24 protein-coding genes are annotated in these 25,479 nt (G+C 60.6%); 9 read left to right on the top strand and 15 right to left on the bottom strand.

All coding sequences use genetic code 11. The features are described from left to right. Nucleotides 1-142 precede the first annotated feature (142 nt). Nucleotides 143-1,141, top strand: a complete 999-nt coding sequence (locus CAF76_RS12425; RefSeq protein WP_085647380.1) for an AraC family transcriptional regulator — start codon at nt 143-145, stop codon at nt 1,139-1,141. A 4-nt stretch (nt 1,142-1,145) separates the two neighbouring features. On the opposite strand, the gene CAF76_RS12420 is transcribed toward CAF76_RS12425, so the two are convergent. From CAF76_RS12420 to CAF76_RS12410, 3 genes are all read right to left on the bottom strand, one after another. After that, a complete protein-coding gene (locus CAF76_RS12420) occupies nt 1,146-2,492 on the bottom strand; it encodes an ATP-binding protein (protein ID WP_064598667.1) in 1,347 nt (448 codons plus the stop codon). Beyond that, nucleotides 2,489-3,166, bottom strand: coding sequence for a response regulator transcription factor (locus CAF76_RS12415; RefSeq protein ID WP_007957754.1), 678 nt, complete (start codon nt 3,164-3,166; stop codon nt 2,489-2,491). Before CAF76_RS12415 ends, CAF76_RS12420 begins: the two co-directional genes overlap by 4 nt. A 151-nt stretch (nt 3,167-3,317) precedes the next feature. Then, on the bottom strand, nt 3,318-3,923 hold the full coding sequence (locus tag CAF76_RS12410; protein ID WP_064598671.1) for a hypothetical protein: 606 nt from the start codon (nt 3,921-3,923) through the stop codon (nt 3,318-3,320). A 142-nt stretch (nt 3,924-4,065) separates the two neighbouring features. Between CAF76_RS12410 and CAF76_RS12405 the strand changes: the two genes are divergently transcribed. After that, on the top strand, nt 4,066-4,857 hold the full coding sequence (locus tag CAF76_RS12405; protein ID WP_085647377.1) for a dienelactone hydrolase family protein: 792 nt from the start codon (nt 4,066-4,068) through the stop codon (nt 4,855-4,857). A gap of 152 nt (nt 4,858-5,009) precedes the next feature. Further along, entirely contained in the window at nt 5,010-5,735 is a 726-nt protein-coding gene (locus tag CAF76_RS12400) for a 4'-phosphopantetheinyl transferase (RefSeq protein ID WP_085647375.1), read from the top strand. A gap of 6 nt (nt 5,736-5,741) precedes the next feature. On the opposite strand, the gene CAF76_RS12395 is transcribed toward CAF76_RS12400, so the two are convergent. Together CAF76_RS12395 and CAF76_RS12390 are read right to left on the bottom strand one after the other, a co-directional pair. Beyond that, nucleotides 5,742-7,352 (bottom strand): ATP-binding protein, encoded by a 1,611-nt coding sequence (locus tag CAF76_RS12395; protein WP_007957745.1) that lies wholly within the window; start codon nt 7,350-7,352, stop codon nt 5,742-5,744. Beyond that, a complete protein-coding gene (locus tag CAF76_RS12390) occupies nt 7,349-8,071 on the bottom strand; it encodes a response regulator (protein WP_064598677.1) in 723 nt (240 codons plus the stop codon). The genes CAF76_RS12395 and CAF76_RS12390 overlap by 4 nt, the downstream gene beginning before the upstream one ends. A gap of 736 nt (nt 8,072-8,807) precedes the next feature. Here CAF76_RS12390 and CAF76_RS12385 point away from each other — a divergent pair. Together CAF76_RS12385 and CAF76_RS12380 are read left to right on the top strand one after the other, a co-directional pair. Beyond that, the gene (locus CAF76_RS12385; protein WP_011335505.1) at nt 8,808-11,702 is read left to right on the top strand and encodes a ribonucleoside-diphosphate reductase subunit alpha; all 2,895 of its coding nucleotides are present in this window, start codon (nt 8,808-8,810) and stop codon (nt 11,700-11,702) included. Nucleotides 11,703-11,897: 195 nt separating this feature from the next. Then, on the top strand, nt 11,898-12,149 hold the full coding sequence (locus CAF76_RS12380) for a hypothetical protein (protein WP_143491839.1): 252 nt from the start codon (nt 11,898-11,900) through the stop codon (nt 12,147-12,149). Nucleotides 12,150-12,506: 357 nt separating this feature from the next. On the opposite strand, the gene flgE is transcribed toward CAF76_RS12380, so the two are convergent. The 6 genes from flgE to CAF76_RS12350 all read right to left on the bottom strand — a co-directional run bounded on the left by flgE (nt 12,507) and on the right by CAF76_RS12350 (nt 17,493). Then, nucleotides 12,507-13,820, bottom strand: coding sequence for a flagellar hook protein FlgE (gene flgE / locus CAF76_RS12375; protein ID WP_064383586.1), 1,314 nt, complete (start codon nt 13,818-13,820; stop codon nt 12,507-12,509). Between the two features lie 30 nt (nt 13,821-13,850). Continuing rightward, complete coding sequence (gene flgD / locus CAF76_RS12370) at nt 13,851-14,579, bottom strand: flagellar hook assembly protein FlgD (protein ID WP_039772111.1); 729 nt, start codon at nt 14,577-14,579, stop codon at nt 13,851-13,853. Nucleotides 14,580-14,594: 15 nt separating this feature from the next. Next, nucleotides 14,595-15,038, bottom strand: coding sequence for a flagellar basal body rod protein FlgC (gene flgC / locus CAF76_RS12365; protein ID WP_007960329.1), 444 nt, complete (start codon nt 15,036-15,038; stop codon nt 14,595-14,597). A gap of 3 nt (nt 15,039-15,041) precedes the next feature. After that, complete coding sequence (flgB, locus tag CAF76_RS12360) at nt 15,042-15,449, bottom strand: flagellar basal body rod protein FlgB (protein WP_007960328.1); 408 nt, start codon at nt 15,447-15,449, stop codon at nt 15,042-15,044. Nucleotides 15,450-15,685: 236 nt separating this feature from the next. Then, nucleotides 15,686-16,513 (bottom strand): protein-glutamate O-methyltransferase CheR, encoded by an 828-nt coding sequence (gene cheR, locus CAF76_RS12355; RefSeq protein ID WP_007960327.1) that lies wholly within the window; start codon nt 16,511-16,513, stop codon nt 15,686-15,688. 47 nt (nt 16,514-16,560) lie between these two features. Then, on the bottom strand, nt 16,561-17,493 hold the full coding sequence (locus CAF76_RS12350) for a chemotaxis protein CheV (protein WP_011335509.1): 933 nt from the start codon (nt 17,491-17,493) through the stop codon (nt 16,561-16,563). A gap of 82 nt (nt 17,494-17,575) precedes the next feature. Here CAF76_RS12350 and flgA point away from each other — a divergent pair, with 82 nt between their 5' ends. From flgA to CAF76_RS12330, 4 genes are all read left to right on the top strand, one after another. Then, the gene (gene flgA / locus CAF76_RS12345) at nt 17,576-18,337 is read left to right on the top strand and encodes a flagellar basal body P-ring formation chaperone FlgA (RefSeq protein WP_064598681.1); all 762 of its coding nucleotides are present in this window, start codon (nt 17,576-17,578) and stop codon (nt 18,335-18,337) included. Between the two features lie 205 nt (nt 18,338-18,542). Beyond that, nucleotides 18,543-18,869, top strand: coding sequence for a flagellar biosynthesis anti-sigma factor FlgM (flgM, locus tag CAF76_RS12340; protein ID WP_007960324.1), 327 nt, complete (start codon nt 18,543-18,545; stop codon nt 18,867-18,869). A gap of 48 nt (nt 18,870-18,917) precedes the next feature. Further along, the gene (locus CAF76_RS12335) at nt 18,918-19,385 is read left to right on the top strand and encodes a flagella synthesis protein FlgN (RefSeq protein WP_039772108.1); all 468 of its coding nucleotides are present in this window, start codon (nt 18,918-18,920) and stop codon (nt 19,383-19,385) included. A gap of 95 nt (nt 19,386-19,480) precedes the next feature. After that, complete coding sequence (locus CAF76_RS12330; RefSeq protein ID WP_039772106.1) at nt 19,481-20,227, top strand: flagellar brake protein; 747 nt, start codon at nt 19,481-19,483, stop codon at nt 20,225-20,227. A 60-nt stretch (nt 20,228-20,287) separates the two neighbouring features. Here CAF76_RS12330 and CAF76_RS12325 read toward each other — a convergent pair whose 3' ends face one another. The 4 genes from CAF76_RS12325 to CAF76_RS12310 form a co-directional block, all read right to left on the bottom strand. Then, nucleotides 20,288-21,652, bottom strand: a complete 1,365-nt coding sequence (locus tag CAF76_RS12325) for an MFS transporter (RefSeq protein ID WP_085610720.1) — start codon at nt 21,650-21,652, stop codon at nt 20,288-20,290. A 68-nt stretch (nt 21,653-21,720) separates the two neighbouring features. Continuing rightward, entirely contained in the window at nt 21,721-22,962 is a 1,242-nt protein-coding gene (locus CAF76_RS12320; RefSeq protein WP_178076177.1) for a glutamine synthetase family protein, read from the bottom strand. Nucleotides 22,963-23,181: 219 nt separating this feature from the next. Beyond that, nucleotides 23,182-23,874, bottom strand: a complete 693-nt coding sequence (locus tag CAF76_RS12315; RefSeq protein WP_085647369.1) for a sensor histidine kinase KdpD — start codon at nt 23,872-23,874, stop codon at nt 23,182-23,184. After that, a complete protein-coding gene (locus tag CAF76_RS12310) occupies nt 23,871-25,475 on the bottom strand; it encodes a tetratricopeptide repeat-containing response regulator (protein ID WP_085647368.1) in 1,605 nt (534 codons plus the stop codon). The genes CAF76_RS12315 and CAF76_RS12310 overlap by 4 nt, the downstream gene beginning before the upstream one ends. Nucleotides 25,476-25,479 lie beyond the last annotated feature (4 nt).

The following is a 25,479-nucleotide window of genomic DNA, read 5'->3' as shown; positions in this document are numbered from 1 at the left end:
TCTGTGTCACCATTCGGTGACTCAAGTGTGGCGGATTTCCGCCAACTCGCCCGACCTCGTCCTACAATTTGGCGGAAATCCGCCTTGTTACCGATCAAAGGCAGCCGCTACCATCGGTCGCCAGAGGAAGGATCTGCCGCTCATGCGCGAACGTACCATCGCCAGTCACTTTGCCCGCGCCGCCCTCGGTGGCGCGCGGCGCTCGGGTTACGACTATTCGGACCTGCTGCAGCAACTGGGCATCAGCCCCGAACTGCTCGACGAGCCGCGCGCGCGGATCGCCCCGGAACAATTCACCCAGTTGATCCAGAACCTGTGGCTGGCCCTGGACGACGAATACCTGGGTTTCGGCAACGCGCCGAGCAAACCCGGCAGCTTCGCCATGATGTGCCACGCGATCATTCATTGCCGCAGCCTGGAAAAGGCTCTGCAACGCGGCTTATTGTTTTATAGCCTATTCCCCGAAGCCCCGCGCCTGACCCTGACCCATGAAGACGAATGGGTGCGCCTGAGCCTCGACGATGCGCAATTGTGGGACCCGGATCACTTTCTCAGCGAGAGCCTGCTGGTGATCTGGCATCGCCTCGGCAGCTGGCTGATCGGCCAGCGGATTCGTCTTGAACAGGCGAGCTTCAGCTACCCGAAACCGGCGCACGGGGCGGAATACGATTTGCTGTTTTCCTGCCCGCTGGAATTTTCGGCAACGCAAAGCAGCCTGGTATTTCACAGCCGCTATCTGCACATGCCGCTGTTGCAGGACGAACGCACCCTCAAGCATTTCCTCGAACGCTCCCCCGCCGACCTGCTGTCCCGCCCGGACGACGGCAACAGCCTGAGCAGCCGGCTGCGCCGCTTGCTCAGCCACGACAGCGCACGCTGGCCGGACCTCGAAGCCGTGGCCGCGCACCTGCACATCAGCCCGCAAACCCTGCGCCGGCATCTGCGCGAGGAAGGCACCAGTTTTCAGGAATTGAAGGATCATCTGCGCCGGGACATCGCGATTTATCACCTGGGGCGGGCGGATCTGTCGTTGCAACAGATCGCCGAACAGCTCGGGTTCTCCGAGCCGTCGGCGTTTCACCGGGCGTTCAAGAAGTGGACGGGGCTGACGCCGGGTGCTTATCGAGCGCAGGAGCAGTAGGCCGTCACACCGCCGGAAAATGAATCCTGAACGCCGCCCCACCCATCGGCGAATCCCCCAGAGTCAGCTTGGCGCTGTAGCTCTCGATGATGTCCTTGACCACTGCCAGCCCGATCCCCTGCCCCGGATGCTGGCGATCCAGGCGTTCGCCGCGTTCGAGTATCCGTGCGCGCTGATCCGGTGGTACGCCGGGGCCGTCGTCTTCGATGCACAGTTCGATTCCGGAATGGCTTTCGCGCACGCTGATGCGCACTTCGCTCAAACACAGGCGATAGGCGTTTTCCAGCAGGTTGCCCATCATCTCCAGCAAGGCGCCCTGCTCGATCGGCACGTAACAGTGCTCCGGCAGATCGAAGGCGACGCGCACGTGTTTGTCGCGGTAGACCTTGTCGAGGGTGTCGCACAGGCTTTGCAGCACCGGCCGCAGGCGCACCTGATGGCGTACCAGACCGCTTTTGCGCAGGCTGGCGCGTTGCAACTGGTAGCCGATCTGCTGGCTCATGCGTTCGATCTGGGTTTGCAGCACCCACGCCTGATCGCGGTCTTCGGGACGCTGGGCCATGTCTTCGCTGACGCCTTGCAATACCGCCAGCGGGGTTTTCAGGCTGTGGGCCAGGTCGTCGAGGGAGTCGCGGTAACGGCTGCGCTGCTGGCGTTCGCTGTGCAACAGGCGGTTGAGGGAGCCGGTCAGGCGCAGCAGTTCTCGCGGGTGTTGTTCACTGAGGCTTTCGAGGGTTCCGCCTTCGATTTCGTCAAGTTCCTGACTGAGCCGGCGCAAGGCTTTCAGACCCCAGGTCAGGCCGATCCACAGCAGCGCCAGCAGCACCAGCAGCGCCGCGCCAAAACCGAGGTAGAGATTTTCCCGCAGGCCTTCGAGGGTGGTTTCGTATTCGCGCACCGGTTGCAGGGCCACGATACTGAAGGCCGCGCTTTTGCCGCCGAGCAGTTTGACTTCGACGTCGTAGACGAAGAATTCCTGACCGTTGGCCTCGCGGATCCGTGCGAACTCGTTGCCGAGGCCATCGTAGCGCGGCGTGTAGTTGATCTTCTCTTCCTGGGTGCCCTTCGAGCGCCAGACCAGATGCCCTTCGCGGTCATAGATGTAGCCGAGCAGGCGATTGTCCGTGAGGTTGAAGCGCTCGTCGGGCAACTGTGCCGGCATCATCAGGTGGTTGTTTTCAACCCGCGCGGCGGAGATCAGCGTGGTGACGTCGGACGCCAGTCGCTGCTCGATCGAGTCCTGCAGCGCCAGGCTGAACGCGCCCTGCATCGCCGGGAGCAACGCGAGCATGAACAGCACCGCCAGGGTGGTGGCGGCGAGCATCAGCCGGACGCGAAGGGAACGGATCAAGTGCAGCGCTCATTGAACAGGTAGCCGAGGCCACGCACGGTGTCGATTGGCTTGAACCCGGCCGGGCCTTCGAGCTTGCGGCGCAGACGGCCGACCAGCACTTCAATCACGTTCGGATCGCGCTCGTCGTCATCCGGGTACAACTGCTCCATCAGCCGATCCTTGGGCACCACTTGCTGATGATGGCGCATGAGGTATTCGAGGATCCGGTATTCGTAGGCGGTCAGCGCCAGCGGTTGCTCGTCGAGGGTCGCCTGTTTGCGATTGAGGTCCAGCAACAGCGGGCCGGCGACGATGGTCGACTGGGTGAAACCGCTGGAGCGGCGCAGCAACGCATTGAGCCGCGCTTCAAGCTCTTCGAACTGGAACGGCTTGACCACGTAATCGTCAGCGCCGGCGGCCAGGCCTTCGACCTTGTCCTGCCAGTTGCCGCGCGCGGTGAGAATCAGGATCGGAAAGGTCTTGCCGCCCGAGCGCAACTGGCGGATCAGGTCGAGCCCACCCATGCCCGGCAGGCCGAGGTCGATCACTGCCAGGTCAAAGTTGAATTGCCCGGTCTGGTACAACGCCTCTTCGGCGTTGGCCACGGACTCGACCACGTGACCGCTCTCCGTCAGGCGGGTTTGCAGGTGATGGCGCAACAGCGCTTCATCTTCGACGACCAACAGTTTCATAACCTTCTCCCGGGTAAAACGAAATCTCCAGACAACCAATTGTGGGAGCTAGCCTGCTAGCGATTGCGATTTGACAGCCGACCATGATGTCGACTGTCAGGACGCTATCGCTAGCAGGCTAGCTCCCACAGGGGCCAGGGCAAGCCGCGCTTTAGAAAGCGTAGTTGGCCGACAGGTAAGTCTGGGCGCTGCTGGTCAAGTCCAGCGAGCCTTGCTTGCTGCCGCCGCTCTCTTTCATCTCGGTGCTGGCGTTGCTGCGCAGGTAACGGTAACCGAGTTCGACCGAGGTGTTCTGCGAGACTTGCTGCAGCACACCGAACTGACCGCCGACGGCGTAACCGATGTCGCTGTCACGGCTGTAGCCTGGCGAATCCTGGGTCAGCTTGGTCAGACCCGCCGTGGCACCGCCGAACAGCTTGGTGCTGCCGCCCACCGGGTAGAACAGATCGTAGCTGCCCAGCAGGTTTTCCTGGCGCAGTTTAATGCCATTGTGCGAGCCCGACACGTTGTCGTAGGTGGCGTAGTAGCGACCCTGGCTGTTTTGCTGACCCAGACGCAGGCCGTAGGTGTTGTTGCCGTCGATGGCCGCGGTGGCGTCCGGGTGGCCGAGGTTGTCGTTCAGGGCGTTGGATTTCTTGATCTTGTCGCTGGTCTGGCCAAAGGTCAGGCCGGCGAAGTTGCTGGTGGTGTCGGCGTGGGCCGCGATACTGGCGCTCATTACGGTAAAAGCCAGCAGCAGTTTATTTAAACGAGTCATGGAGTTTCCTCTTTCACAGTGCTGTTTGGGTATGGCGCAAGGTTACTGAGCCTCCCCTGTACCGCCCCTGAACGCTCTCTGAACCTCGCCTGAATGAAATGAACTAGGCTGTTTTGACCCCTTATTGTCCGGAGACCCGATCATGCGCCTGCTATTGACCCTCGCCCTTCTCGCCTTAAGCAGCCTCAGCCAGGCTGCGATCAAGACCGAGGAAATCCCCTATCAGAGCGCCGACGGCACGAAGCTGATCGGTTACTACGCCTACGACGACGCGATCAAGGGCCCGCGCCCCGGCGTGGTGGTGGTGCATGAATGGTGGGGCCTGAACGACTACGCCAAGCGCCGCGCCCGGGACCTCGCCGGGCTTGGCTACAGCGCGCTGGCCATCGACATGTACGGTGAAGGCAAGAACACCGAGCACCCGAAAGACGCGATGGCGTTCATGCAAGCCGCCACGCAAAACGCCGATGCGGCCAGCAAGCGCTTTCAGGCCGGGCTGGATCTGTTGAAGAAACAGCCGCAGACCGACAAGGATAAAATCGCCGCCATCGGTTACTGCTTCGGCGGTGGCGTGGTGCTGAATGCGGCGCGTCAGGGTGTGCCGCTGGCCGGCGTGGTGAGTTTCCACGGCGCGCTGGCCACCAAGACCCCGGCTGCGCCTGGCACTGTGAAGGCGAAAATCCTCGTCGAACATGGCGCGTTGGACAGTATGGTCACCCCGGACAACGTCACGGCGTTCAAGTCGGAAATGGACAAGGCCGGCGCCGACTATCAATTCGTCAGCCTCGACGGCGCCAAGCACGGTTTCAGCAATCCCGACGCGGATCGCCTGAGCCACGGCGATCACGGTGGCCCGGATATCGGCTACAACAAGGCTGCAGATGAAAAATCCTGGGCGGACATGCAGGCGTTTTTCAAGAAGATCTTTGGTTAGGCAGAGACATCGCGGCGCGGCCATCGCCAGCAGGCTGGCTCCCACATATGCATGGCGAGCGTTTGTGGGAGCCAGCCTGCTGGCGATGATCGCGCCGCCGATTTAAACCTTGCCACTACCCAGCCCTGACGCTTACCGGCAAAATGCCCGCCATGAATGCCAGCCCTTTCCTCCCCGCCTGCTGCACGCCGCTCGATGCCCATTGGCCACTGCCGACGGTGTTGCCCGAAACCGTATTTCTGAGCACCCATTTCGACCCGTCGCGACTACTCGGCGATGACTTTCGTCGTAGCGCCATCGAGCCGCCGCCGAGCATTCAGCGTTCGGTGGCCAAGCGGCAGGCGGAATTCCTCGCCGGGCGGATTTGCGCCCGGGCCGCGTTGCAGCAATTGGAAGGCTCAAGCACTGTTCCGGCGATCGGCGAGGACCGTGCACCCATTTGGCCGGCACACATCTGCGGCTCGATCACCCACAGCACCGGCCGTGCGGCGGCGATTGTCGCCAACAAGCAGCACTGGCGCGGACTGGGCATGGACCTGGAAAACCTGCTCAACGCCGAACGCGCCGAACGACTGGCCGGAGAGATCCTGACCCCGCCGGAAATGCAGCGCATGGCCGCCGGCTCCCGAGATCAGATTGCGTTGTGGGTGACCCTGACCTTCTCGGTGAAAGAAAGCCTGTTCAAGGCGCTGTACCCGATCGTGCAGCAGCGCTTCTACTTCGAACACGCCGAAGTGCTGGAGTGGAATGAACAGGGTCAGGTGCGGCTGCGGTTGCTCACGGATCTGTCCTGTGAATGGCGCAACGGTACGGAGCTTGATGCGCAATTCGGCGTGCAGGACGGCCAGTTGCTGAGTCTGGTCAGCATCCAGGCGTAGGCGGCTTCAGCGCCGCTCCTGATTCCTCGGCCAGCTCAGACTGAAACAAGCCCCGCCCAGGCTCTTGCTCTTGCCAATCAACGCCCGCCCGTCGTGCCAGTGGATGATCCGACGCACGATCGACAGGCCCAGCCCGTGTCCGCCGGACGCCCGGGTGCGGCTGTCGTCCAGGCGCAGGAACGGCGTGAAGATTTTCTCCCAGGCGGTTTCCGGCACACCGGGGCCGTCGTCCTCGACATCCACCCGGCAACGCATCTGCCCGACCTGATAACTGACCGTGACCTTCGAACGCGCATGGCGCATGGCGTTGCTCACCAGATTCTGCAAGGCGCGGTGCAGGTAACGCGGCTCGGCCTCGACCCAGGCGTCATCGCAATCCGCCGCCGACAGGCACAAGCCGCGCTGCACCGTGACCTCGGCGCGCAGAGGCGCCAGCTCTTCGATCACCTGATTGACCAGCGCATCCAGGTCGATGCGCTGGAAGGTCAGCGCCGGCGAGCCCTGTTCCAGTCTGGCGTACGTGAGCATTTCGTCGACCAGCTTGTCGAGGTCCTCGATGTCGTGGTCCATGCCCTCGCGGTATTTTTCCAGCGCCTGCGGGGTGGTCGCCGAGCCGATCATCTCCAGACCGAAACGCAGGCGCGCCACCGGCGTGCGCAATTCGTGGGACACCGCGCGCACCAGTTCACGCTGAATGGCGAGCAACTGCTGCAAGTGCTCGGCCATGCCGTTGAACGCCGCCGCCAGTTTGCCCACCGAGTCGGCACCCCGGGCCGGCACCCGGGTTTCCAGGCTGCCTTTGGCGATGCGCGTAGCGGCAGCTTCGAGTCCGCGCAAACGCCGTTCAAGCTGACGCACCAATAAATAGACGATCAGGCCGATCAGAGTCAGGCCAAGGGCGGCGATCAGCACCAGCCATTCCGGCGGGTACGGGTTCATCTGATACAGCGGCCCGATTTCCAGCACCCACGGCGTGCCGACCATACCGGCGAACACCCGGATCGAATCGCCACCCTTGCCCAGCGCCATCACCGTATCGCCTTCGGACACCCGACGGCTCTGGTCTTCGTCCATGTCCGCGTCGCTGACCGTGACCAGCCGCAAATCGAAGCCGAAGCCTTTGTCTTCTTTCAACTGCGCCAGTCGTTTGGGCTGCTCGCCCACCGGTACCCGCACCAGTTCATCGGCCAACAGGTAAATGGTCGCCCGGGCCAGTTGCTCGCTGATCTGCTGCACCTCGCCCACCAGCACCAGTTGATCCTTGTCGCTGACCAGCCGATAGACCTTGGCCGCGTGCGGGCCGGTCTGTTCGACCAGCGCCTGCCCGCGCTGCACCCGGGTGCGCTGAGTCAGGTCGAGGTCGGTCTGGGCAAAGGTTTTCAGCGCCAGCGGAATCCCGAGCAGCCGCTCCCACACCAGCAAGGCGCGATGGCGCTCGGTTTCGTTCATCGGTTGCAGGTTATCGGCCATCAGCGAAAACGTACCGTGAGCCAGACGCTCGCGGTATTGCTCGCTGCGCACCTGATTGAGCAGGTGCAGCGCAAGCACGCCGAGCACCGCCACCAGAATCAGCGCCGCGCACATGCCGCCATAGATGCGCAGGAAGATCGAATTCACAGCGGCAGGTCTGCGCAGGCTTCCGGCACGAACAGATAGCCTTTGCTGCGGATGGTCTTGATCAGGCGCGGATGGTCGGGGTCGTCGCCGATCTTCGGGCGGATGCGCGAAATGCGCACATCGATCGAACGGTCCTGGCCGTCGTAGCCGATACCGCGCAACGCGGTGAATATTTCTTCCCGGGACAGGATCCGTCCGGCGTTGGACACCAGCAGCCAGAGCAGATCGAATTCGGCGCTGGTCAGTTCGATGCCACTGTCGCTGAGCCAGGCTTCGCGCAACGCGTTGTCCACCACCAGCGGGCCGAATTGCAACCGACGCGGATTGCCTGCCGATGGCTCCGGTGTGTCACTGCGTCGCAACAATGCCTGGATGCGTGCCAGCAACAGCCGCGGGCGCACCGGTTTGCACACGTAATCGTCGGCACCGAGGTCGAGACCGAGGATCTGGTCGGCGTCGTCAGTGCGCGCGGTGAGCATCAGTATCGGCCCGTCGTAGCGGTCACGGACCTTGCGGCAGATGCTCAGGCCGTCTTCGCCGGGGAGCATCAGGTCGAGGATTACCAGATCCGGTTGCTCCTTGATGATCCGCGCCGCCGCCAGTGCGCCGTTGCCTTCGATCTCCACGCGCAATCCGTTGGCTTGCAGGTATTCACGGGTCAGTTCGGCCAGACGCTGGTCATCCTCGACGATCAATACCTGCCAGGCTTCTTGCTCCACGAGTGACCTCTGCTTGCCGATGCTGCTTATAAAGGAAGGATCCTCCCGTCTTTTTGTCATCTTTAAGGAGGATAAGAATGCGTGCGCATGGGCCGATTGTATAAACGGCGAACAACCAGAACACAAGTCGGTAAATGCGTTCGGACAAGGCGGATTTTTGTGATAGGGTTCGCGCCCTCAAAATTCCGCCGCGGCATTTTTTTGCGGTGAAAAACAGTGACAGACGGTCTAGCTCAGCAGGTTCGCGGCCTACACGGGAATTCCTGGTTTCTTACACAATTTACGCACAGGTTTATCCACAGCTCGTACGTTGCAAGCCCCCTCGAAACGCATTATCTTGTAGCACGGCGCGAGGACAGACCCTACATATAGGGTTTTCCATTCCAGAGCCCAACCACATTTCGGACCTGAAACTCAAGTGCTTTATTGCCAGTTTCCGGTTGAACCAAGCAAGTTTTTCAAAGCCCAAACCGCACTTGCGGATGGCACCGTTTTTCAGGTTGGCAACGACCGGAACGGTACGGGTGTTGCAGTCATTACTGTCACCCTGGAAGTAATCCGGCTCGAGCCTTGGCTCGTGGCCGAAAACTTCGGCAAGGATGCGGCGTCATTAGCCTTTTTCCTACTGGTCCGAAGTTGTTATGCCCGACGCCCGTCGGTTGTAGTGCTTCGGACCAGAACGGTGAGCACCATGATGGTGCCCAAACAAACATAGAGAATGTGGAGATCACCCCCCATGCAAACCGACACAACTCGCGAGAACCCGCAGGGCACCTTGCCGCAGGCCGCCGATTCGAATTCGGATCTGGCTGCCACCGCGCCTGGTCAACTGCGCGTGATCAAGCGTAATGGCACTGTCGTTCCTTACACCGATGACAAGATCACCGTCGCTATCACCAAAGCGTTCCTCGCAGTTGAGGGCGGCACCGCTGCCGCTTCGTCGCGAATCCACGACACCGTTGCCCGCCTGACCGAACAGGTCACCGCGACCTTCAAGCGTCGCATGCCGTCGGGCGGCACCATCCACATCGAAGAAATCCAGGACCAGGTCGAACTGGCCCTGATGCGTGCCGGCGAGCAGAAAGTGGCTCGCGACTACGTGATCTACCGTGACGCCCGTTCCAAGGAACGCGCCACCCGCACCACCGCCGAAGCACCGGTACAGGCGCACCCGTCGATCCGCATCACCCGCGCCGACGGCAGCCTCGCGCCGCTGGACATGGGCCGCCTGAACACCATCGTCACCGAAGCCTGCGAAGGTCTGGCCGAAGTCGACGGCGACCTGATCCAGCGCGAAACCCTGAAGAACCTGTACGACGGCGTGGCCCTGAACGACGTCAACACCGCGCTGGTGATGACCGCCCGTACCCTGGTTGAGCGCGAGCCGAACTACTCGTTCGTGACCGCCCGCCTGCTGATGGACACCCTGCGTGCCGAAGGCCTGGGCTTCCTGGGCGTGGCCGAGAGCGCCACTCACCACGAAATGGCCGACCTGTACGCCAAGGCCCTGCCGGCCTACGTTGCCAAAGGTATCGAGTTCGAACTGCTGAACCCTGTGCTGGCCTCCTTCGACCTGGAAAAACTGGGCAAGGCGATCAACCACGAGCGCGACCAGCAATTCACCTACCTGGGCCTGCAGACCCTGTACGACCGTTACTTCATCCACAAGGATGGCGTGCGTTTCGAACTGCCGCAGATCTTCTTCATGCGCGTGGCCATGGGCCTGGCGATCGAAGAGAAGCAGAAAGAAGACCGTGCGATCGAGTTCTACAACCTGCTGTCCTCGTTCGACTACATGGCTTCGACCCCGACCCTGTTCAACGCCGGTACCCTGCGTCCACAGCTGTCGAGCTGCTACCTGACCACCGTGCCGGATGACCTGTCGGGCATCTACCACGCGATCCACGACAACGCCATGCTGTCGAAATTCGCCGGCGGCCTGGGCAACGACTGGACCCCGGTTCGTGCGCTGGGCTCGTACATCAAGGGCACCAACGGCAAGTCGCAGGGCGTGGTTCCGTTCCTGAAAGTGGTGAACGACACCGCCGTCGCCGTTAACCAGGGTGGCAAGCGCAAAGGCGCTGTCTGTGCCTACCTGGAAACCTGGCACATGGACATCGAAGAGTTCATCGAGCTGCGCAAGAACACCGGTGATGACCGTCGTCGTACCCACGACATGAACACCGCCAACTGGATCCCTGACCTGTTCATGAAGCGCGTCTTCGATGACGGCAAGTGGACCCTGTTCTCGCCGTCCGAAGTACCGGACCTGCACGACCTGACCGGCAAGGCCTTCGAAGAGCGCTACGAGTACTACGAAGCCCTGACCGAATACCCGGGCAAGATCAAGCTGTTCAAGACCATCCAGGCCAAAGACCTGTGGCGCAAGATGCTGTCGATGCTGTTCGAAACCGGCCACCCATGGCTGACTTTCAAGGACCCGTGCAACCTGCGCAGCCCGCAGCAGCACGTCGGCGTGGTTCACAGCTCGAACCTGTGCACCGAGATCACCTTGAATACCAACAAGGACGAGATCGCGGTCTGCAACCTGGGCTCGATCAACCTGCCGAACCACATCGTCGACGGCAAGCTGGACACCGCCAAGCTCAAGCGCACCATCGACGTCGCCGTGCGCATGCTCGACAACGTGATCGACATCAACTACTACTCGGTACCGCAGGCGAAGAACTCCAACTTCCGTCACCGTCCGGTCGGCCTGGGCATCATGGGCTTCCAGGACGCGCTGTACCTGCAGCACATCCCTTACGGTTCCGACGCTGCCGTCGAGTTCGCCGACAAGTCGATGGAAGCGGTCAGCTACTACGCGATCCAGGCTTCCTGCGATCTGGCCGACGAGCGCGGCTCGTACGAGACGTTCCAGGGTTCGCTGTGGTCCAAAGGCGTACTGCCGCTGGATTCGCAACAGATCCTGATCGAAGCACGTGGCCAGAAGTACATCGACGTCGACCTGACCGAGTCCCTGGACTGGGCACCGGTTCGCGCCCGTGTACAGAAAGGCATCCGTAACTCGAACATCATGGCCATCGCACCGACCGCGACCATCGCCAACATCACCGGCGTCTCGCAGTCGATCGAACCGACTTACCAGAACCTGTACGTGAAATCGAACCTCTCGGGCGAATTCACCGTGATCAACCCGTACCTGGTTCGCGACCTGAAGGCTCGCGGCCTGTGGGACTCGGTCATGATCAACGACCTGAAGTACTACGACGGTTCGGTTCAGCAGATCGAGCGCATCCCGCAAGAACTCAAAGAGCTCTACGCGACCGCGTTCGAAGTGGACACCAAGTGGATCGTTGACGCCGCCAGCCGTCGTCAGAAGTGGATCGACCAGGCCCAGTCGCTGAACCTGTACATCGCCGGCGCATCGGGCAAGAAGCTGGACGTGACCTACCGCATGGCCTGGTACCGTGGCCTGAAAACCACCTACTACCTCCGTGCCCTGGCCGCGACCAGCACCGAGAAGTCGACCATCAACACCGGCAAGCTGAACGCTGTTTCCAGCGGCGGCAACCACGGCGACGACTCGGTCCTGGCAGCCCCTGCCGGCCCGGCTCCAGTACCGAAGGCTTGCGCCATCGACGAGCCGGATTGCGAAGCTTGCCAATAAGCTGAGCTGAATCGGGCGTTGTGAAACGCCTGATCCGAGAAACCCCCGACAGACTTCTGGTTTGTCGGGGGTTTTCTTTTGCCCGCGCAAAAAGCAAAAGCAAAAGCCGCCCTCACCCTAACCCTCTCCCGGAGGGAGAGGGGACTGACCGAGGTGTTTTATAGAGATACGCCGACGTGAAATACCGAGGTGAACTTGGGTTTTGAAACGCATACAACTCAACCCCTGCTTTCTCTGTTCCTGCTTTCTCTGTTCCTGCTTTCTCTGTTCCTGCTTTCTCTGTTCCTGCTTTCTCTGCTCCTGCTTTCTCTGCTCCTGCTTTCTCTGCTCCTGCTCCTGCTCCTGCTCCTGCTCCTGCTCCTGCTCCTGCTCCTGCTCCTGCTCCTGCTTCCACTTCCGCTGCTGCTTCTGCTTCCGCTCTCCACCACTCAACACGATGAGCGTTAGCTCGAGTACCGCTTTTGACGTGCCGGCCCCATCGGAAGGCTGAGTGGAGGGATTTATCCGGGGGTGGGAGCGCAGCGACCGTGCGGCGCAGCCGCATGCATCGAGAGGAGGTGCAGCGAAGCAAACCGTAGGCGATGCCCCCGGATGAATCCCGTAACGAAGGAACACCGAGCCAAAGCGAGGTGCCGAACGCCGGGGCCCAGCGTTTTGGTTACTTTTGGGCGTCTGCAAAAGTGACTCGCCGTAAGGGCGAAACCGCCAGCGGCAGCACCCGAAGCAACGGATAAACACCCCAACCCCCAGCCAAAAAAAAGCCCCTCAAAAAGAGGGGCTCCTTAACCAGCCAAAACCCAGAAATCAGGTCATCTGAATAATGGTCTGCATGATAGTGCTCTGAGTCGAAATGGTCTTGGCATTCGCCTGATAGTTACTCTGCCCCTTGATCAGATCAACCAGCTCATTGGTCAGGTTAACGTTCGACTCCTCCAGCGAGTTCGAAACCACCGAACCCAGCGTACCGGTCTCCGGCGCATCGTAGCCCGGAATACCCGAAGCGAAAGTCTCTTTCCAGCTGGTACCACCGATCGGCTGCAGGCCCTGCTCGTTGGTGAAGCTCGCCAGCGCAACCTGGCCGATGGCCTTGCTCTGGTTGTTGCTGAAGTTGGCGAACAGCGTACCGGTACCGTCGATGGTCAGGTTGGTGATCTGGCCAGTGGCGTAACCATCCTGAGTCGGGATCGAACGCGCGGTGTCAGCGTTGTATTGAGTGGTCTTGGCCATCGAAATGGTAATGCCGGCCGGGTTAGCCGAAGCACCGTTGGCCGTCCACACACCGTTGGTGACAGTGCCCGGTACCCAGCCAGTGAGTTTCAGGTCGCTGCTGATCACGGCAGGAGGAGTGCTGACCTGAGTCAGCTTGCCAGTGGAGTCAAAGGTCATGGTCGATGCGACAGGCGCAGTGACTTTCGGATCGCTGCCGGTAGCATCCGGGTTGCGACCGTCCACCAGGGTGTAGACCTTCCAGGTGTTGGCGCCGGTCTTCACCATGTACTGATCCATGACATGGGAGTTGCCCTGGCTGTCATAGATCGGAGTGCTGAACGACTTGGTGTAGGTCGCGAGGTTGGTCGGGTCGAACTTGCCGGCCACTGCTGTGTCGTCGATCACCGGAGCGGTCGAGTTCAGGTTGATGGTCGAGGTCACCAGCGAGGTGGACTTCGGCGCCAGGTTCGAGGTGTCGATCTTCAGATCGGTCAACACGCCGTTGATGATCTTGCCGTTGGAGTCCACACCGTAACCTTGCAGACGCGAGGTGTAGTCGGTGTTGGTAATGAAGCCGTCCTTGTCGACCTTGAACGTACCGGCACGGGTGTAGGAGATAGAACCGTTGTTGCTCAGGGTGAAGAAGCCCGAACCGTTGATCCCCATATCCAGCACGTTGCCGGTGTTGTTGATGTCGCCTTGGGTGAACTGCTGGGAAACGTTGGCCAGACGCACGCCGTTACCAATGACCTTGCTGCCGCTGCCCAGGCGAGTCGCCGAGTAGACGTCTTCGAATTCTGCGCGGGACGATTTGAAACCGGCGGTCGCGACGTTGGCGATGTTGTTGCCGGTCACGTCCAGTTGTTTGTTGGCTGCATAGAGACCGCTAAGGCCGATATTGAAAGACATATTCCACTCCTTTGTGCCGGTTAGTCGGCTCTATATACCAATGGTTTGTACTTTGGACAGGGCGACGGTGCCCTTGCCGGACAGGTTGAGCATCAGCTCGCCGCCGGTCTGGCTGATCGTCACGCTGGTGACCGTGGCTGGCAGATAGGTCGCCAGGTCGGTCGCGGTGCCGTTGATCGAGGCGTTGGCCTTGACGGTGTAGGTACCGGTTTTCACCAGGTTGCCGTCCTTGTCCTTGCCGTCCCAGGTGAAGCTTGCATCGCCTGCGGCGCGACTGCCCAGATCGATGGTGCGAACGGTGGCGCCGCTGCTGTCGGTGATGGTGACGGTACCGCCGGCAATCGACGACGGAACGGTGACCGAACCGGTCATGCCTTTGCTCGGATCGTCCAGCTGAACCGTGTTGGTCTGCACGATCACATTGCGACCCACCAGCGACGACGCCTGCAGGGCTTGCGACGAGTTGTAGTTGCCGGCCAGCGAACTGACGGTGCTGTTGAGGGTGGTGATCCCCTCGAGGCTGCTGAACTGCGCGAGCTGGGCAACGAATGCGCTGTTGTCCTGCGGGTCGAGCGGGTTCTGGTTCTTCAGCTGAGTCACCAGCAGTTGCAGGAACGCGTCCTTGCCCAGGGCCTGGCCGCCGGTCGAGCTGTTGGTGGCCGAAGCGATGCCGCCGGTGGTGGTGCTACTGGTCTTCTTCGAAGAGTTGGCCAGTATGTCGTTCATCGTCAGGCTGCTGGTGGTATCGGTAACACTCATGGCAGTCGCCCCTTATCACTGACCGAGGGTCAGTACCTTCTGCATCATGGTCTTGGCGGTGTTCATCATTTCGGCGTTGGTCTGGAACGACCGGCTCGCGGAAATCATGTCAGCCATTTCTTCCACCACGTTGACGTTCGGGTAGTAGACGTAGCCTTTGGCGTCGGCCGCCGGATGGTTCGGCTCGTAGCGCGCTTCGAGGTTGCTCTGGTCTTCGACCACGCCCATGACCTGCACGCCCTGACCGGCCGCGTCCTGGTTCTGGAACAGTGAATTGCTGCCGCCGCTCTGGCCGCCCTGGAACATGGTGGCGAACACCGGGTGACGGGCGCGATAAGTCTGGTCGATGCTCGACGAGACGGTCTCGGCGTTGGCGATGTTCGAGGCCACGGTGTTGAGACGGGTGGTCTGGGCGCTCATGCCGCTGCCGGCAATGTTGAAAACGCTGGACAGGGACATGGATTACTCTCCGCGCAGGGCTGACACCAGCCCTTTGAATTTGCTGTTGAGCAGGGTGAAGCTGGCCTGGAAGCCGACGGCGTTTTCCGCGTAGTTCGACTGTTCCAGTTGGGCGTCCACGGTGTTCTGGTCGATCGACGGCTGCATCGGCGTGCGATACATCAGCGACTCGTCGCCATTGCCCAGGCCTTCAGCTTCGATGTGACGGCTGTTAGTCATGTTCAGGGCGATGGTGCCGTTGGCGTTCTTCTGGCTCTGTGCTTCAAGCACTTTGGAGAACTCCAGATCCCGCGCCTTGTAGTTCGGGGTGTCGGCGTTGGCGATGTTGTTGGCCAGCACTTCGGCACGCTGGGCGCGGAAGCCCAAAGCCTTTTCGTGAATGCCGAGCGCTTTATCGAAGCTGATGCTCATGTCGGGAACCTTCAGGTGACCGGATTTTTCGTAACAGGGTTATAGCAAGCGGCGTGCCAGTTTGAGAAAGCCCCGGATTACGGGGCTTTGCATGCAATCGGCAACACGGCAATGCCAGAAAAGCGGCAACCGGTTTCCGCCGGATGCCGCTTTTCTGCCGCCTGCCACCGGCAAAACCTTCAGGCATAAAAAAACGGGAGCCCCTGAGGACTCCCGTTTTTTGTGTCGCCAGTGTTTCACTTCGCCTGGTAGATGATCCCCGGGCTGCACTGAACCATCTGGTAATGATCCGGCAGACCATTCAGCGCTTCGGAAGCGCCAAGGAACAGATAACCGCCCGGCTTCAGCGTGCTGTGGATGCGCAACAGGATGTCCTTCTTCACCTCGGCGGAGAAGTAGATCAGCACGTTGCGGCAGAACACGATGTCGAACTTGCCCAGGCTTGCGTAGCTGTCGAGCAGGTTGAACGAGCGGAATTCCACACGGTTCTTGATCGGCGCCTTGATCACCCAGCGCCCCGGCCCTTTCGGGTCGAAGTAGCGCTGCAGGCGATCGGCGGACAGACCGCGACCGATCGCCAGGCTGTCGTACTCGCCGGTCTTGCAGTTGGTCAGCATGCTGCCGGACAGATCCGTGGCGACGATCTGCACGCCCATCTTCAACTGGCCGATGTTGGTCCGCTCGAACTCGTCGATCGACATCGACAGCGAGTAGGGTTCCTGACCCGACGAGCAGGCCGCCGACCAGATCCGCAGACGCTGGTTGGGAGCGGCCTTGATCGCTTCGGGCAGCACCTTGTTCTTCAAGACTTCAAACGGATAGGTGTCGCGAAACCACAGGGTTTCGTTGGTCGTCATGGCATCGACCACCTGCTCGCGCAAACCGCTGCGCGGCTGGGTCTGGATGCGCTGTACCAGCTCACCCAGGGACTTGATGCCTTGCTGCTCCATCAGTTTGTTGAGACGGCTCGACACCAGGTACTGCTTGTTTTCACCGAGCAAAATGCCACAGGCTTTTTCCAGGAAGACCCGGAACTGTTCGAAATCCAAATTACCCGTAGACAAATGATGCCGCCTCTTAAATCGTGTTGAACGCCAGGGGCAAAAGGCCCTTAGCTGATATCTGCTGCTTTGATCCGGTCGACTACCCGGGATGCCAGGTCATCAGGACGGAACTTGGCCAGGAAGTCATCGGCACCGACTTTCTTGACCATCGCCTGATTGAACACACCCGACAACGAAGTATGCAGGATGATATGAAGCTTTTGCATGCGAGGGTCGCTGCGGATCTCGGCCGTCAGGGTGTACCCGTCCATCTCCGGCATTTCGATGTCGGAGATCATCATCAGGAACTCTTCTTCCGGCTTCTTGCCCTCGTCGACCAGTTTGCGCAGGTAATCCAGCGCTTGCCTGCCGTCGTTCAACGCCACCACTTCGACACCGACTGTCTGCAGGCAACGCGTCACCTGCTTGCGCGCCACCGACGAGTCATCGACCGTCAGCACCCGCAGCGACAACGCCTTGCTCTGGGTCTCGACATCCACCACGCCGACCGAAATCGCTTCCGGGGTCGGCGCAACTTCCGCCAGCACCTTCTCGACGTCGATGATTTCGACTAACTGATTGTCGACCCGAGTCACAGCGGTCAGGTAGTGATCGCGTCCGGTGCCCTTGGGCGGTGGATGAATCTCTTCCCAGTTCATGTTCACGATACGTTCCACCGAGCGCACCAGGAAACCCTGGGTCTTGGTGTTGTATTCCGTGATGATCACAAACGGACTGTTCTTGTCTTTCAACGCACCGGAGCCGGTCGCCATCGCCAGATCAAGGATCGGAATGGTCGCCCCCCGGATATTCGCCACCCCGCACACGACAGGACTGGACTTGGGCATCAGCGTCAGTTGCGGGCACTGCAGCACTTCCCGAACCTTGAACACGTTGATCCCGTAGAGCTGCTGACCGTCGAGACGGAACAACAACAGCTCCAGGCGATTCTGCCCCACCAGTTGCGTGCGCTGGTTCACCGAATCCATTACACCAGCCATGCCCAGACTCCTACACCAACGCCAAGTGTTGTTGCGACGCACATTCATTGCTAAACGGCACGGCGCTTGCTTTTTAACTCGTATGAACGCTCAAACGACATTTTTCCGACGCCTGACATCTCCCCTCCGCAGAGGGCTTTGCGCGATGTCCGCCGTTTGCCTGTCTTTCGCTGGCAGCCCTGCCGTTGCTGATGCGGTTACCATGCCTGACATGCTTATCGGCGTCACTCAGGGCTTTCTTGAATTCACCGTAGAAGACTATCTGGCCACCAGTCAAACGGAAGGCCGATATGAAATCGAGGTCAACCAGCTCGATCCACGCATGCGCATGCCTATGTGCGACAAGGAATTGACAGCGACACTGGAGAGTCCGGCACGTCCTCTGGGCCGTGTCACGGTCAAGGTCCGCTGCGAAGGCGCCTCCCCCTGGACGGTGTTCGTGCCCGCTCAAGTCCGCCTGTTTCGCGAGATTGTCACCACCACGCGGCCACTCAAGCGCGCCGGCATCATCGAGCCGCAGGACGTGACCTTGCGCGAGCGCGACGTCAGCACGATCAATCAGGGTTTCCTGACGTCGGTGGATGAAGCCATCGGCCAGAAATTGACCCGACCAACGGTAGCCGATCAAGTCATCACCCTGGTGCATCTGGAACAGGCGGAAGTGGTTCGCAAGGGCGATCAAGTGGTGATCACTGCCCGCAGCGGCACCCTCGCCGTGCGGATGCCAGGCGAAGCGCTGGCCAACGGCGGCCTGAAAGAACAGATTCGAGTGAAGAACCTCAACTCCCAGCGGGTCATCAAGGCGCAGGTTGTGGCGCCCGGCCAGGTGGAAGTAGCGATGTAAGCGGCGAGTGAGCGGCAAGATGAACGGATATTTGAAAAGCCCCTGAGCGTTTGGCAGAAAACTGGCGCTGACCAGAGCTGTTCCCTAAACTGTGCCGCAGCAGGACCTGCAACGGCGCATGCAAGCTCATTGCTAAATGGGCCTAAAGTTTTCCAGGGGATGGCCGAGAACATGGCAAGCGTCCAAATTCCCAGAGGTTTTTAACATGGTCATCGATTTCAGCCGTTTGAACAGCTCCTCGTCACTTACGGGCAGTACACGTACCAGCAACGCCAAGGAAACCGCCGAAACCGGCACCTCCGCGCCGCTGAATACACCGGCCGAACAGGCCAGTACCGCAAAAAGCGGGGAATCGGTACACCTCAGCAATGAGGCTCAACAGTTGCAGAAGGTCACTGACAAGCTGCGTGATCAGCCTGCCGTCGACAAGGCCCGCGTGGCCGAGTTGAAAGCAGCGATTGCCGATGGCAGCTACAAGGTCGACAGCAACCGTGTAGCCAGCAAACTGCTCAATTTCGAAGCCCAGCGCTAGGCCTCGGTCAGCGCCAGGCTTTTGGACGCTTAAAACCCAAGGCCAGCCATGCACGACACTAATTTATTGCAACTGATCATCGACGACTTTGCTCCAGCTCAACAATTGCTGGAGTTACTGCAAACCGAGTCCCTCGCCTTGCACGGTCGCGACATGCCTCTGCTGGAAGAAATTCTGGCGAACAAGCAGGCATTGATCATTCTGCTCGAACAGCATGGCCGCAAGCGCAGCGAAATCCTCGCCAGTCTCAATCTGTCGCTCGACCGCGCCGGCCTGGAACAACTGGCCAGCCAGTCGAGCATCGGCGACCAGTTGCTCAGCCAGAGCGATGTCCTGACCGATCTGATCGCCCAGTGCCAGGCAGCCAATGCCAGGAATGGCCAGTCGATCATCATGCAACAGGCCGCCACGGCCAATCAGCTGAAAATCCTTACCGGCGGCGAGCCACCCGCGCTCTACGATGCCAGTGGCACCTTCTCCAAACTACAGAAACCGCGCGCGCTCAGCCAGGCGTGATGCTTTCTTCTATGCTTGCGCCCTATCAACGTGCGAAACATGCTGGCAAAATACTGGCCAGCCGTAGTCAAATTTTGTCTGGAGATTGATTCAACGTGTCCAACGTCCTCAGCGCGGATGATGCTCCGCAGCCCCCAAAGGTGCTCACTACACCTCTGGAAATCTCCAGCAACCTGCGCCAGCTGCAAGAAAGCCATGATCCTCTGATCATCACCTTCCACGAGCGCAGCCAGCGCTTCCAGAGCTACCTGATCAAGGTTGACCGGGAAACCGCCACGATTGCCCTGGACGAGATGATCCCGCGCGATGGCGAACGCTTCCTGCTGGCTGGCGAGCCGTTCAAGGTCGAAGGTTTTCATGACGGCGTGCGCATTGCCTGGGAATGCAACGGCACACTGAACATCGAAGAATCCAGTGGCGATCGTTTCTACACTGGCGACCTGCCCACCGAAGTGGTCTATCACCAGCGTCGCAATGCGTTCCGCGCCGCTTTGAAGCTGACCGACCTGGTCAGCGTCGAACTGGGCGGCGAAAAGCTCAAGTCGCCTATCGGCGGCAAACTGCTGGATATCTCCGCCACCGGCTGCAAACTGCGCTTCGAAGGCGACATCACCGACCGCCTGCAACTGGGCCAGGTTTATGATCGCCTGATCGCCGCGCCGCTGTTCGGCAACCAGCCGACTTCGGTCGAGCTGCGTTACCTGCACTTCGAAGAAAAACTCAACATCACCTTCGCCGGCCTGCGCTTTCACAACATCAGCGGCCCGGCGGCGCGCAACGTCGAGCGCTTCGTTTATCAACTGCAACGCGAAGCGCGTCGGTTCGATAAAGACGACCTCTGATCGACAGGCATGAAAAAACGGGCAATCACTGCGGTGACTGCCCGTTTTTTTATGCCTGAATCACGGTCTGGCGGGGCTGATGTCCGGCCCCTCACCTTCGATTGTCGAGTCGGTTGGCGCGACAGGTTCTGGCTCGGGTTCAGGTTCAGGCTCCGGAGCGACCGTATTCTGCATCTGCTCCTGCACCACCTGCTCGTCAACCCGCGGGTCCAGCGCTGCCACCAACGGCGAACTGGACATGCTGTCAGGCATCGCCACGTGATGCAGCGGCGCATCATCGACCTGGTGCAGATTGGTCACGGCTTTTGGCCGGATCCGCCACACCAGCACCAACGCGAAAAAGGTGAAGAACGCGTACAGGCTCTGCGGCCCGAACAGCTTCATCAGCACCCCGGCCGCCAGCGGCCCGATACTGGCGCCCACGCCGTAGGTCACCAGCAGCATCGCCGTCAGCGACACCCGACGCTCGCCTTCGACGTGGTCGTTGGAGAACGCCACCGCCAACGGGTACAGGCAGAACTGCACCAGCGAACAGAGGAAGCCGACCACGAACAGCACCTCCAGCGGCACCTGCGGCAGGATCGCCAGTGGCAACGAAGCAACCGCGAGGAACAGCGCGAAACAGCGGATCAACAGCGCCCGGTCATAGCGGTCGGACAACCAGCCCAGCGGCCACTGCACCACCAGCCCGGCAAAAATGCAGCTACCCATGAACAGACCGACCTGTTCGGTGGACAGCCCCTGCTGCGAGGCATACAGCGGCGCCAGACCGTAGAACGAACCGATGATCAGCCCGGCCCCGAGCACCGTGCTCAGCGACTGCGGCACGCGCTTGATAAAGAAGCGCGGCTCCATCGGCGCCGGGTGCAACGGCGCCGGGTGAATCCGTCGAGTCAGCGCCACCGGCACCAGACACAGGGCGAAGCACAGCGCGACCAGCATCAACAGTTCCAGACCAAGGCCCGGGTGCATGACCAGAATCAGCTGACCGAGTACCAGCCCCAGATACGACGCGATCATGTAGCCGCTGAACACCAGTCCCCGCTGATTGGCGTCGGCCTGCTCGTTCAGCCAGCTCTCGATGACCATGTACTGGCACATCATGCCGAGGCCGACGATGGTCCGCAGCACCAGCCACGCCGGCAACCAGTCCACCAGCCCATGACCGAGCACCGCCGCACCGACGATCCCGGCACACGCCGAGTAGGCACGGATATGCCCGACCCGGGCGATCAGGCGGTGACCGATCTTGCCGCCCAGCACCAGACCGAAATAGTTGGCCGCCATCAACGCACCGACCCACAACCCGTCGACATGGTCGGCAGCCAGACGCAAAGCCAGATAAGTAGAAAGAAGGCCCGAGCCGATCAACATCATCAGCGAGGCGAAATACAGCGCTCGAAAGGATTTCCAGATTTGGCGCATCGGCGTTCCGAGCGGCTCCTTGCAGTAAGTATCGGGCTATCAAACGATAGCCCGACGGCGACATTTCGTCAGGCCTGGGCTGCTAGAACACGGCGTTCCCAGGGAGTGATTTCATCAAAGAAACTGGTCAACTCCATGGTCTTCGAAGCGATGTAGCCTTCGATGAACTCCGTGCCGAACAGTTCCTTTGCAAGCTGGCTGCGTTTCAGACGTTCGAGCGCCGCGTGCAAGGTACACGGCAGCGAAAGATTGTCCGGCACGTCGAACTCGCCCTGAATCGCTTCGCTTGGTTCGAGTTCATGCTCGATGCCGTACAAGCCGGCGGCCAGGCTTGCGGCAATCGCCAGATACGGGTTGGCATCGGCGCCCGGCAAGCGGTTCTCGACCCGACGGGCAACCGGCGAACTGGCCGGGATGCGCAGGCCGGCGGCACGGTTGTCGTGGGACCAGCAGGCGTTGTTCGGCGATGCAAACGGATGGCACAGGCGCTGGTAGGAATTGACGTTCGGCGCAAACAGCGCGGTGAAATCAGCCATGCCCGCCTGCTGCCCGCCGATGAAGTGGCGGAACATTGCAGTCGGCTGACCGTCCGCATCGCTGAACACATTTTTGCCGCTGCCGATCTCGACGATGCTCTGATGAATGTGCATCGAACTGCCCGGCGTGTGCGCCAGCGGCTTGGCCATGCACACCACGGTCAGGCCGTGCTTGAGCGCGACTTCCTTGAGCAGGTGCTTGAACAGGAAGGTCTGGTCGGCCAGCAGCAGCGGATCGCCGTGCAGCAGGTTGATCTCGAACTGGCTGACGCCCATTTCGTGCATGAAGGTGTCGCGTGGCAGGCCCAGAGCCGCCATGCATTTATAGACTTCACTGAAGAACGGTCGCAGACCGTTGTTGGAACTGACGCTGAACGCCGAATGACCGTCCTCGCGACGACCGTCGAGACCGACTGGCGGCTGGAACGGTTGGGTCGGGTCGGTGTTCGGGGCGAACACAAAAAATTCGAGCTCGGTCGCCACCACCGGCGCCAGACCGAGGGCCGCGTAGCGGGCAATGACTTTCTTGAGCTGACCACGGGTCGACAGGTTGGAGCTTTCGCCGGTCAGTTCGTCGGCATCACAGATGGCAAAGGCTCTTGGCTCTTCGCTCCATGGCAACGGATGGATCTGCGCAGGATCGGCCACCAGCGCCAGATCGCCGTCATCGCTGCCATAGAATTTCGCGGCAGGATAACCGCCCATGATGCATTGCAGCAGCACCCCCCGGGCCAACTGCAGACGCCGCCCTTCGAGGAAGCCCTCGGCGGTCATTACCTTGCCCCGTGGCACGCCGTTCAAATCCGGCGTGACACATTCAATCTCATCAATGCCCGTCAATCGCTGCGCGAGAGAACGCTGGCCATCGGTTGTCATGACGCAATCCTTGTTATTGTGCGAGCCGCGAACGGCGACCCGGACAAAATAGGCTTCGGCTGTTCGGAATATCAAGCAGCAGCCAACAAAAAGAATTCCGGTCGATGAATCGGTGATTCAGGGCAGGTAAATACTGAACACGCCGCCGCCCAACGGGCCGCCATTGCGGATCTCGGTCCGGCCGCCAACACCGTTGCGCTGATGCAGCGCGGCGATGCGTCCGGCGAAGTACAGACCAAGGCCGGTACTGCCACTGCTGTGGTTGATGCCCTGCACATAATCGGCCTGACGCTCAAGCATTTCGGCCGGGTAACCGTCGCCGTCATCGTTGATGCTCAGCACCAGTTGCCCCGCCTCATCGCTGACGGTGATCAGCAGCGATTCGCGGGCGTAGCGGATCGCATTGTTGATGCAGTTGCCCAGCACCGAGGCGATCAGCTCACGATCGAAGAAGCCCAGGGGACTGAGCGGATCGACTTCGTATGTGGCGAGGATTCCACGACTGGCGAACACTTCCTGATGCGCCGCCAGTTGCGCCTCGATGAAGTCGTCCAGCTCGTGATAAGCCGGCTGCAACGGCATCTGATTGACCCCGAGCTTGTACAGCCCGAGCAACTGCACCAGCATGCCGTTGAGGTGGGCGAACTCGAAGTCGATCACGCCCTGCTCCGCCCCTTGGCGCTGCGCCTCGGGCAGACGCGCCAGCCATTGGCTGTGGGCCTGCATCAGCATCGCCAGAGAGTTCTTCATGTCGTGCACGGTGGAGGCGATCACCGTGGAAAAATCCAGTGCCTGCTCGTCTTGGTTCATTCGCCAAACGCCTTGCTTTTCAGCTTCTGATAACGCGGATAACGCGCGTCGGTATCGGGCATCATGCCCACCAGTTTCAGGCAGGCCCGACATTCTTCCAGCTCCGCCGACGGCACATTGGTGTCGGTGCCGTGCAGCAGCGACTGGGCCATGTTCAGCGCAATACTGATGTTCTTCGGTTGCATCTTCAGCGCCTTGCGGAACACCTCGCGGGCCTCCACCAGGTTGCCGGTCTTGTACACGCGCACGCCCTGCCGGTTGAGGTCGGCAGCGGCGTTGCTGGAGCTGAGAATAGTCGGGTCGTCAGTGAGCTTGGCGATGTCTTTCATCACCGTCGGGTCATCGCCGTAGATTTCCGCACAACTCTTGAGCATCGAGGTGCCCGCCTCGGTCTGGCCGAGCATCTGCAATTGCTTGGCCACCAGCAACGCGGCCTCGGGGCTCATGAACTGCTCCATGCCGTCCAGGCGCATCAGCGCTTGTTCGGTGAGTTTTTCGGCGGTCTCGGCATCGTTGAGCAACAGGCTCGTAGCCTTCATCAGACGCGCACGAATCTGCAGGCCCGGATCGGTCGGGTTTTCCTTGGCCACGGCGCTGAGGGTGGTGTTGATCTCCAGACGCGTACGGGTGTCGAGCCCGCGTTCGCTGCCCTTGCTGATCAAGGCATGGGCCAGGCCGAGATTGCTTTCCGGATCCTTGAACCGCGATTGCGCGCCCTGATTCACCGCCTGGCGATAAGCCCGGGAGGCGGTGTCGAAATCTTCGTTGGCCATCGCCAGCTTGCCCAGCAATGCCTGACGGCGCACCGCCAGCGGCGACAGGCGAATCGCTTCCTCCAGCACTTGCTGCGCGCCTTTGGTATCGCCTTCGGCGACCAGCACGTCAGCCATGCCGTCATACAGCGCCGGCATCATCGGGAAGACCTTCAGGGCTTTTTCGTAAACGCCCTTGGCCTGACTGACCTGCCCACGCTTGAACAGCAACTTGCCTAACCCGGCAAACGCCCACGGCAACGGCCGGTCAGCGATGATGCTGTCGTAAAGGCGCTCGAGCGCTTCGTTCTGATTCATGTCGCGCAACGCATCGGCGCGATAGCGCAGGCACAGCGGCGAATAGCGGATGTCCTGTTTGCACAGGGCGATGCAAGCGTTGAGCACTTCCATCGGTTTGCCACGGTCGAGGGCTTGCAGAATCGGCTTGAGCAGGGTCTTGCGCTGCTCCAGACGCTCCAGCCGCTGAGCCAGGCCGGAACGGTTGAACGGCTTGGTCAGGTACGCGTCCGGCTCGTGCTCCAGGGCACTGAGCACCATCGCCTGACTGGTCTCGGCCGTGACCATCACGAACACCGCTTCGTGACTGATCAGCTTCTCCATCATCAGGTCTTCCAGCACCTGCTGGCCGTTCTTCTTGCCGTCACCGAGGTGGAAGTCCTGAAGGATGAAATCGTAGGACTTCTGCGCACACATTTTCAGCGCCTGCTCGCCGGTGTCGGCGGTGTCCACATCCTTGACGCCCAACTCGCGCAACATCGAACGCACGGAACTGCGGAAATCCGAGAAATCATCGACGATCAGAAAACTCTTTTGGTGATACGACAGCATCGAG

The organism is Pseudomonas sp. B40(2017) (genome assembly GCF_002112855.1).
Classification (GTDB): Bacteria; Pseudomonadota; Gammaproteobacteria; order Pseudomonadales; family Pseudomonadaceae; genus Aquipseudomonas; species Aquipseudomonas pharyngis.
The sequence above is the reverse complement of the archived record's forward strand: the minus strand, read 5'-3'. Positions and strand labels throughout refer to the sequence as shown.

What these genes read in the sequence shown, in the direction of transcription:
- CAF76_RS12425 (WP_085647380.1), top strand. Translation starts at nt 143, where the DNA reads ATGCGCGAACGTACCATCGCCAGTCACTTTGCCCGCGCCGCCCTCGGT.
- CAF76_RS12415 (WP_007957754.1), bottom strand. Translation starts at nt 3,166, where the DNA reads ATGAAACTGTTGGTCGTCGAAGATGAAGCGCTGTTGCGCCATCACCTG.
- CAF76_RS12410 (WP_064598671.1), bottom strand. Translation starts at nt 3,923, where the DNA reads ATGACTCGTTTAAATAAACTGCTGCTGGCTTTTACCGTAATGAGCGCC.
- CAF76_RS12405 (WP_085647377.1), top strand. Translation starts at nt 4,066, where the DNA reads ATGCGCCTGCTATTGACCCTCGCCCTTCTCGCCTTAAGCAGCCTCAGC.
- CAF76_RS12400 (WP_085647375.1), top strand. Translation starts at nt 5,010, where the DNA reads ATGAATGCCAGCCCTTTCCTCCCCGCCTGCTGCACGCCGCTCGATGCC.
- CAF76_RS12385 (WP_011335505.1), top strand. Translation starts at nt 8,808, where the DNA reads ATGCAAACCGACACAACTCGCGAGAACCCGCAGGGCACCTTGCCGCAG.
- flgE (WP_064383586.1), bottom strand. Translation starts at nt 13,820, where the DNA reads ATGTCTTTCAATATCGGCCTTAGCGGTCTCTATGCAGCCAACAAACAA.
- flgD (WP_039772111.1), bottom strand. Translation starts at nt 14,579, where the DNA reads ATGAGTGTTACCGATACCACCAGCAGCCTGACGATGAACGACATACTG.
- flgC (WP_007960329.1), bottom strand. Translation starts at nt 15,038, where the DNA reads ATGTCCCTGTCCAGCGTTTTCAACATTGCCGGCAGCGGCATGAGCGCC.
- flgB (WP_007960328.1), bottom strand. Translation starts at nt 15,449, where the DNA reads ATGAGCATCAGCTTCGATAAAGCGCTCGGCATTCACGAAAAGGCTTTG.
- CAF76_RS12350 (WP_011335509.1), bottom strand. Translation starts at nt 17,493, where the DNA reads ATGGCTGGTGTAATGGATTCGGTGAACCAGCGCACGCAACTGGTGGGG.
- flgA (WP_064598681.1), top strand. Translation starts at nt 17,576, where the DNA reads ATGAACGCTCAAACGACATTTTTCCGACGCCTGACATCTCCCCTCCGC.
- flgM (WP_007960324.1), top strand. Translation starts at nt 18,543, where the DNA reads ATGGTCATCGATTTCAGCCGTTTGAACAGCTCCTCGTCACTTACGGGC.
- CAF76_RS12335 (WP_039772108.1), top strand. Translation starts at nt 18,918, where the DNA reads ATGCACGACACTAATTTATTGCAACTGATCATCGACGACTTTGCTCCA.
- CAF76_RS12325 (WP_085610720.1), bottom strand. Translation starts at nt 21,652, where the DNA reads ATGCGCCAAATCTGGAAATCCTTTCGAGCGCTGTATTTCGCCTCGCTG.
- CAF76_RS12320 (WP_178076177.1), bottom strand. Translation starts at nt 22,962, where the DNA reads ATGACCGCCGAGGGCTTCCTCGAAGGGCGGCGTCTGCAGTTGGCCCGG.
- CAF76_RS12315 (WP_085647369.1), bottom strand. Translation starts at nt 23,874, where the DNA reads ATGAACCAAGACGAGCAGGCACTGGATTTTTCCACGGTGATCGCCTCC.
- CAF76_RS12310 (WP_085647368.1), bottom strand. Translation starts at nt 25,475, where the DNA reads ATGCTGTCGTATCACCAAAAGAGTTTTCTGATCGTCGATGATTTCTCG.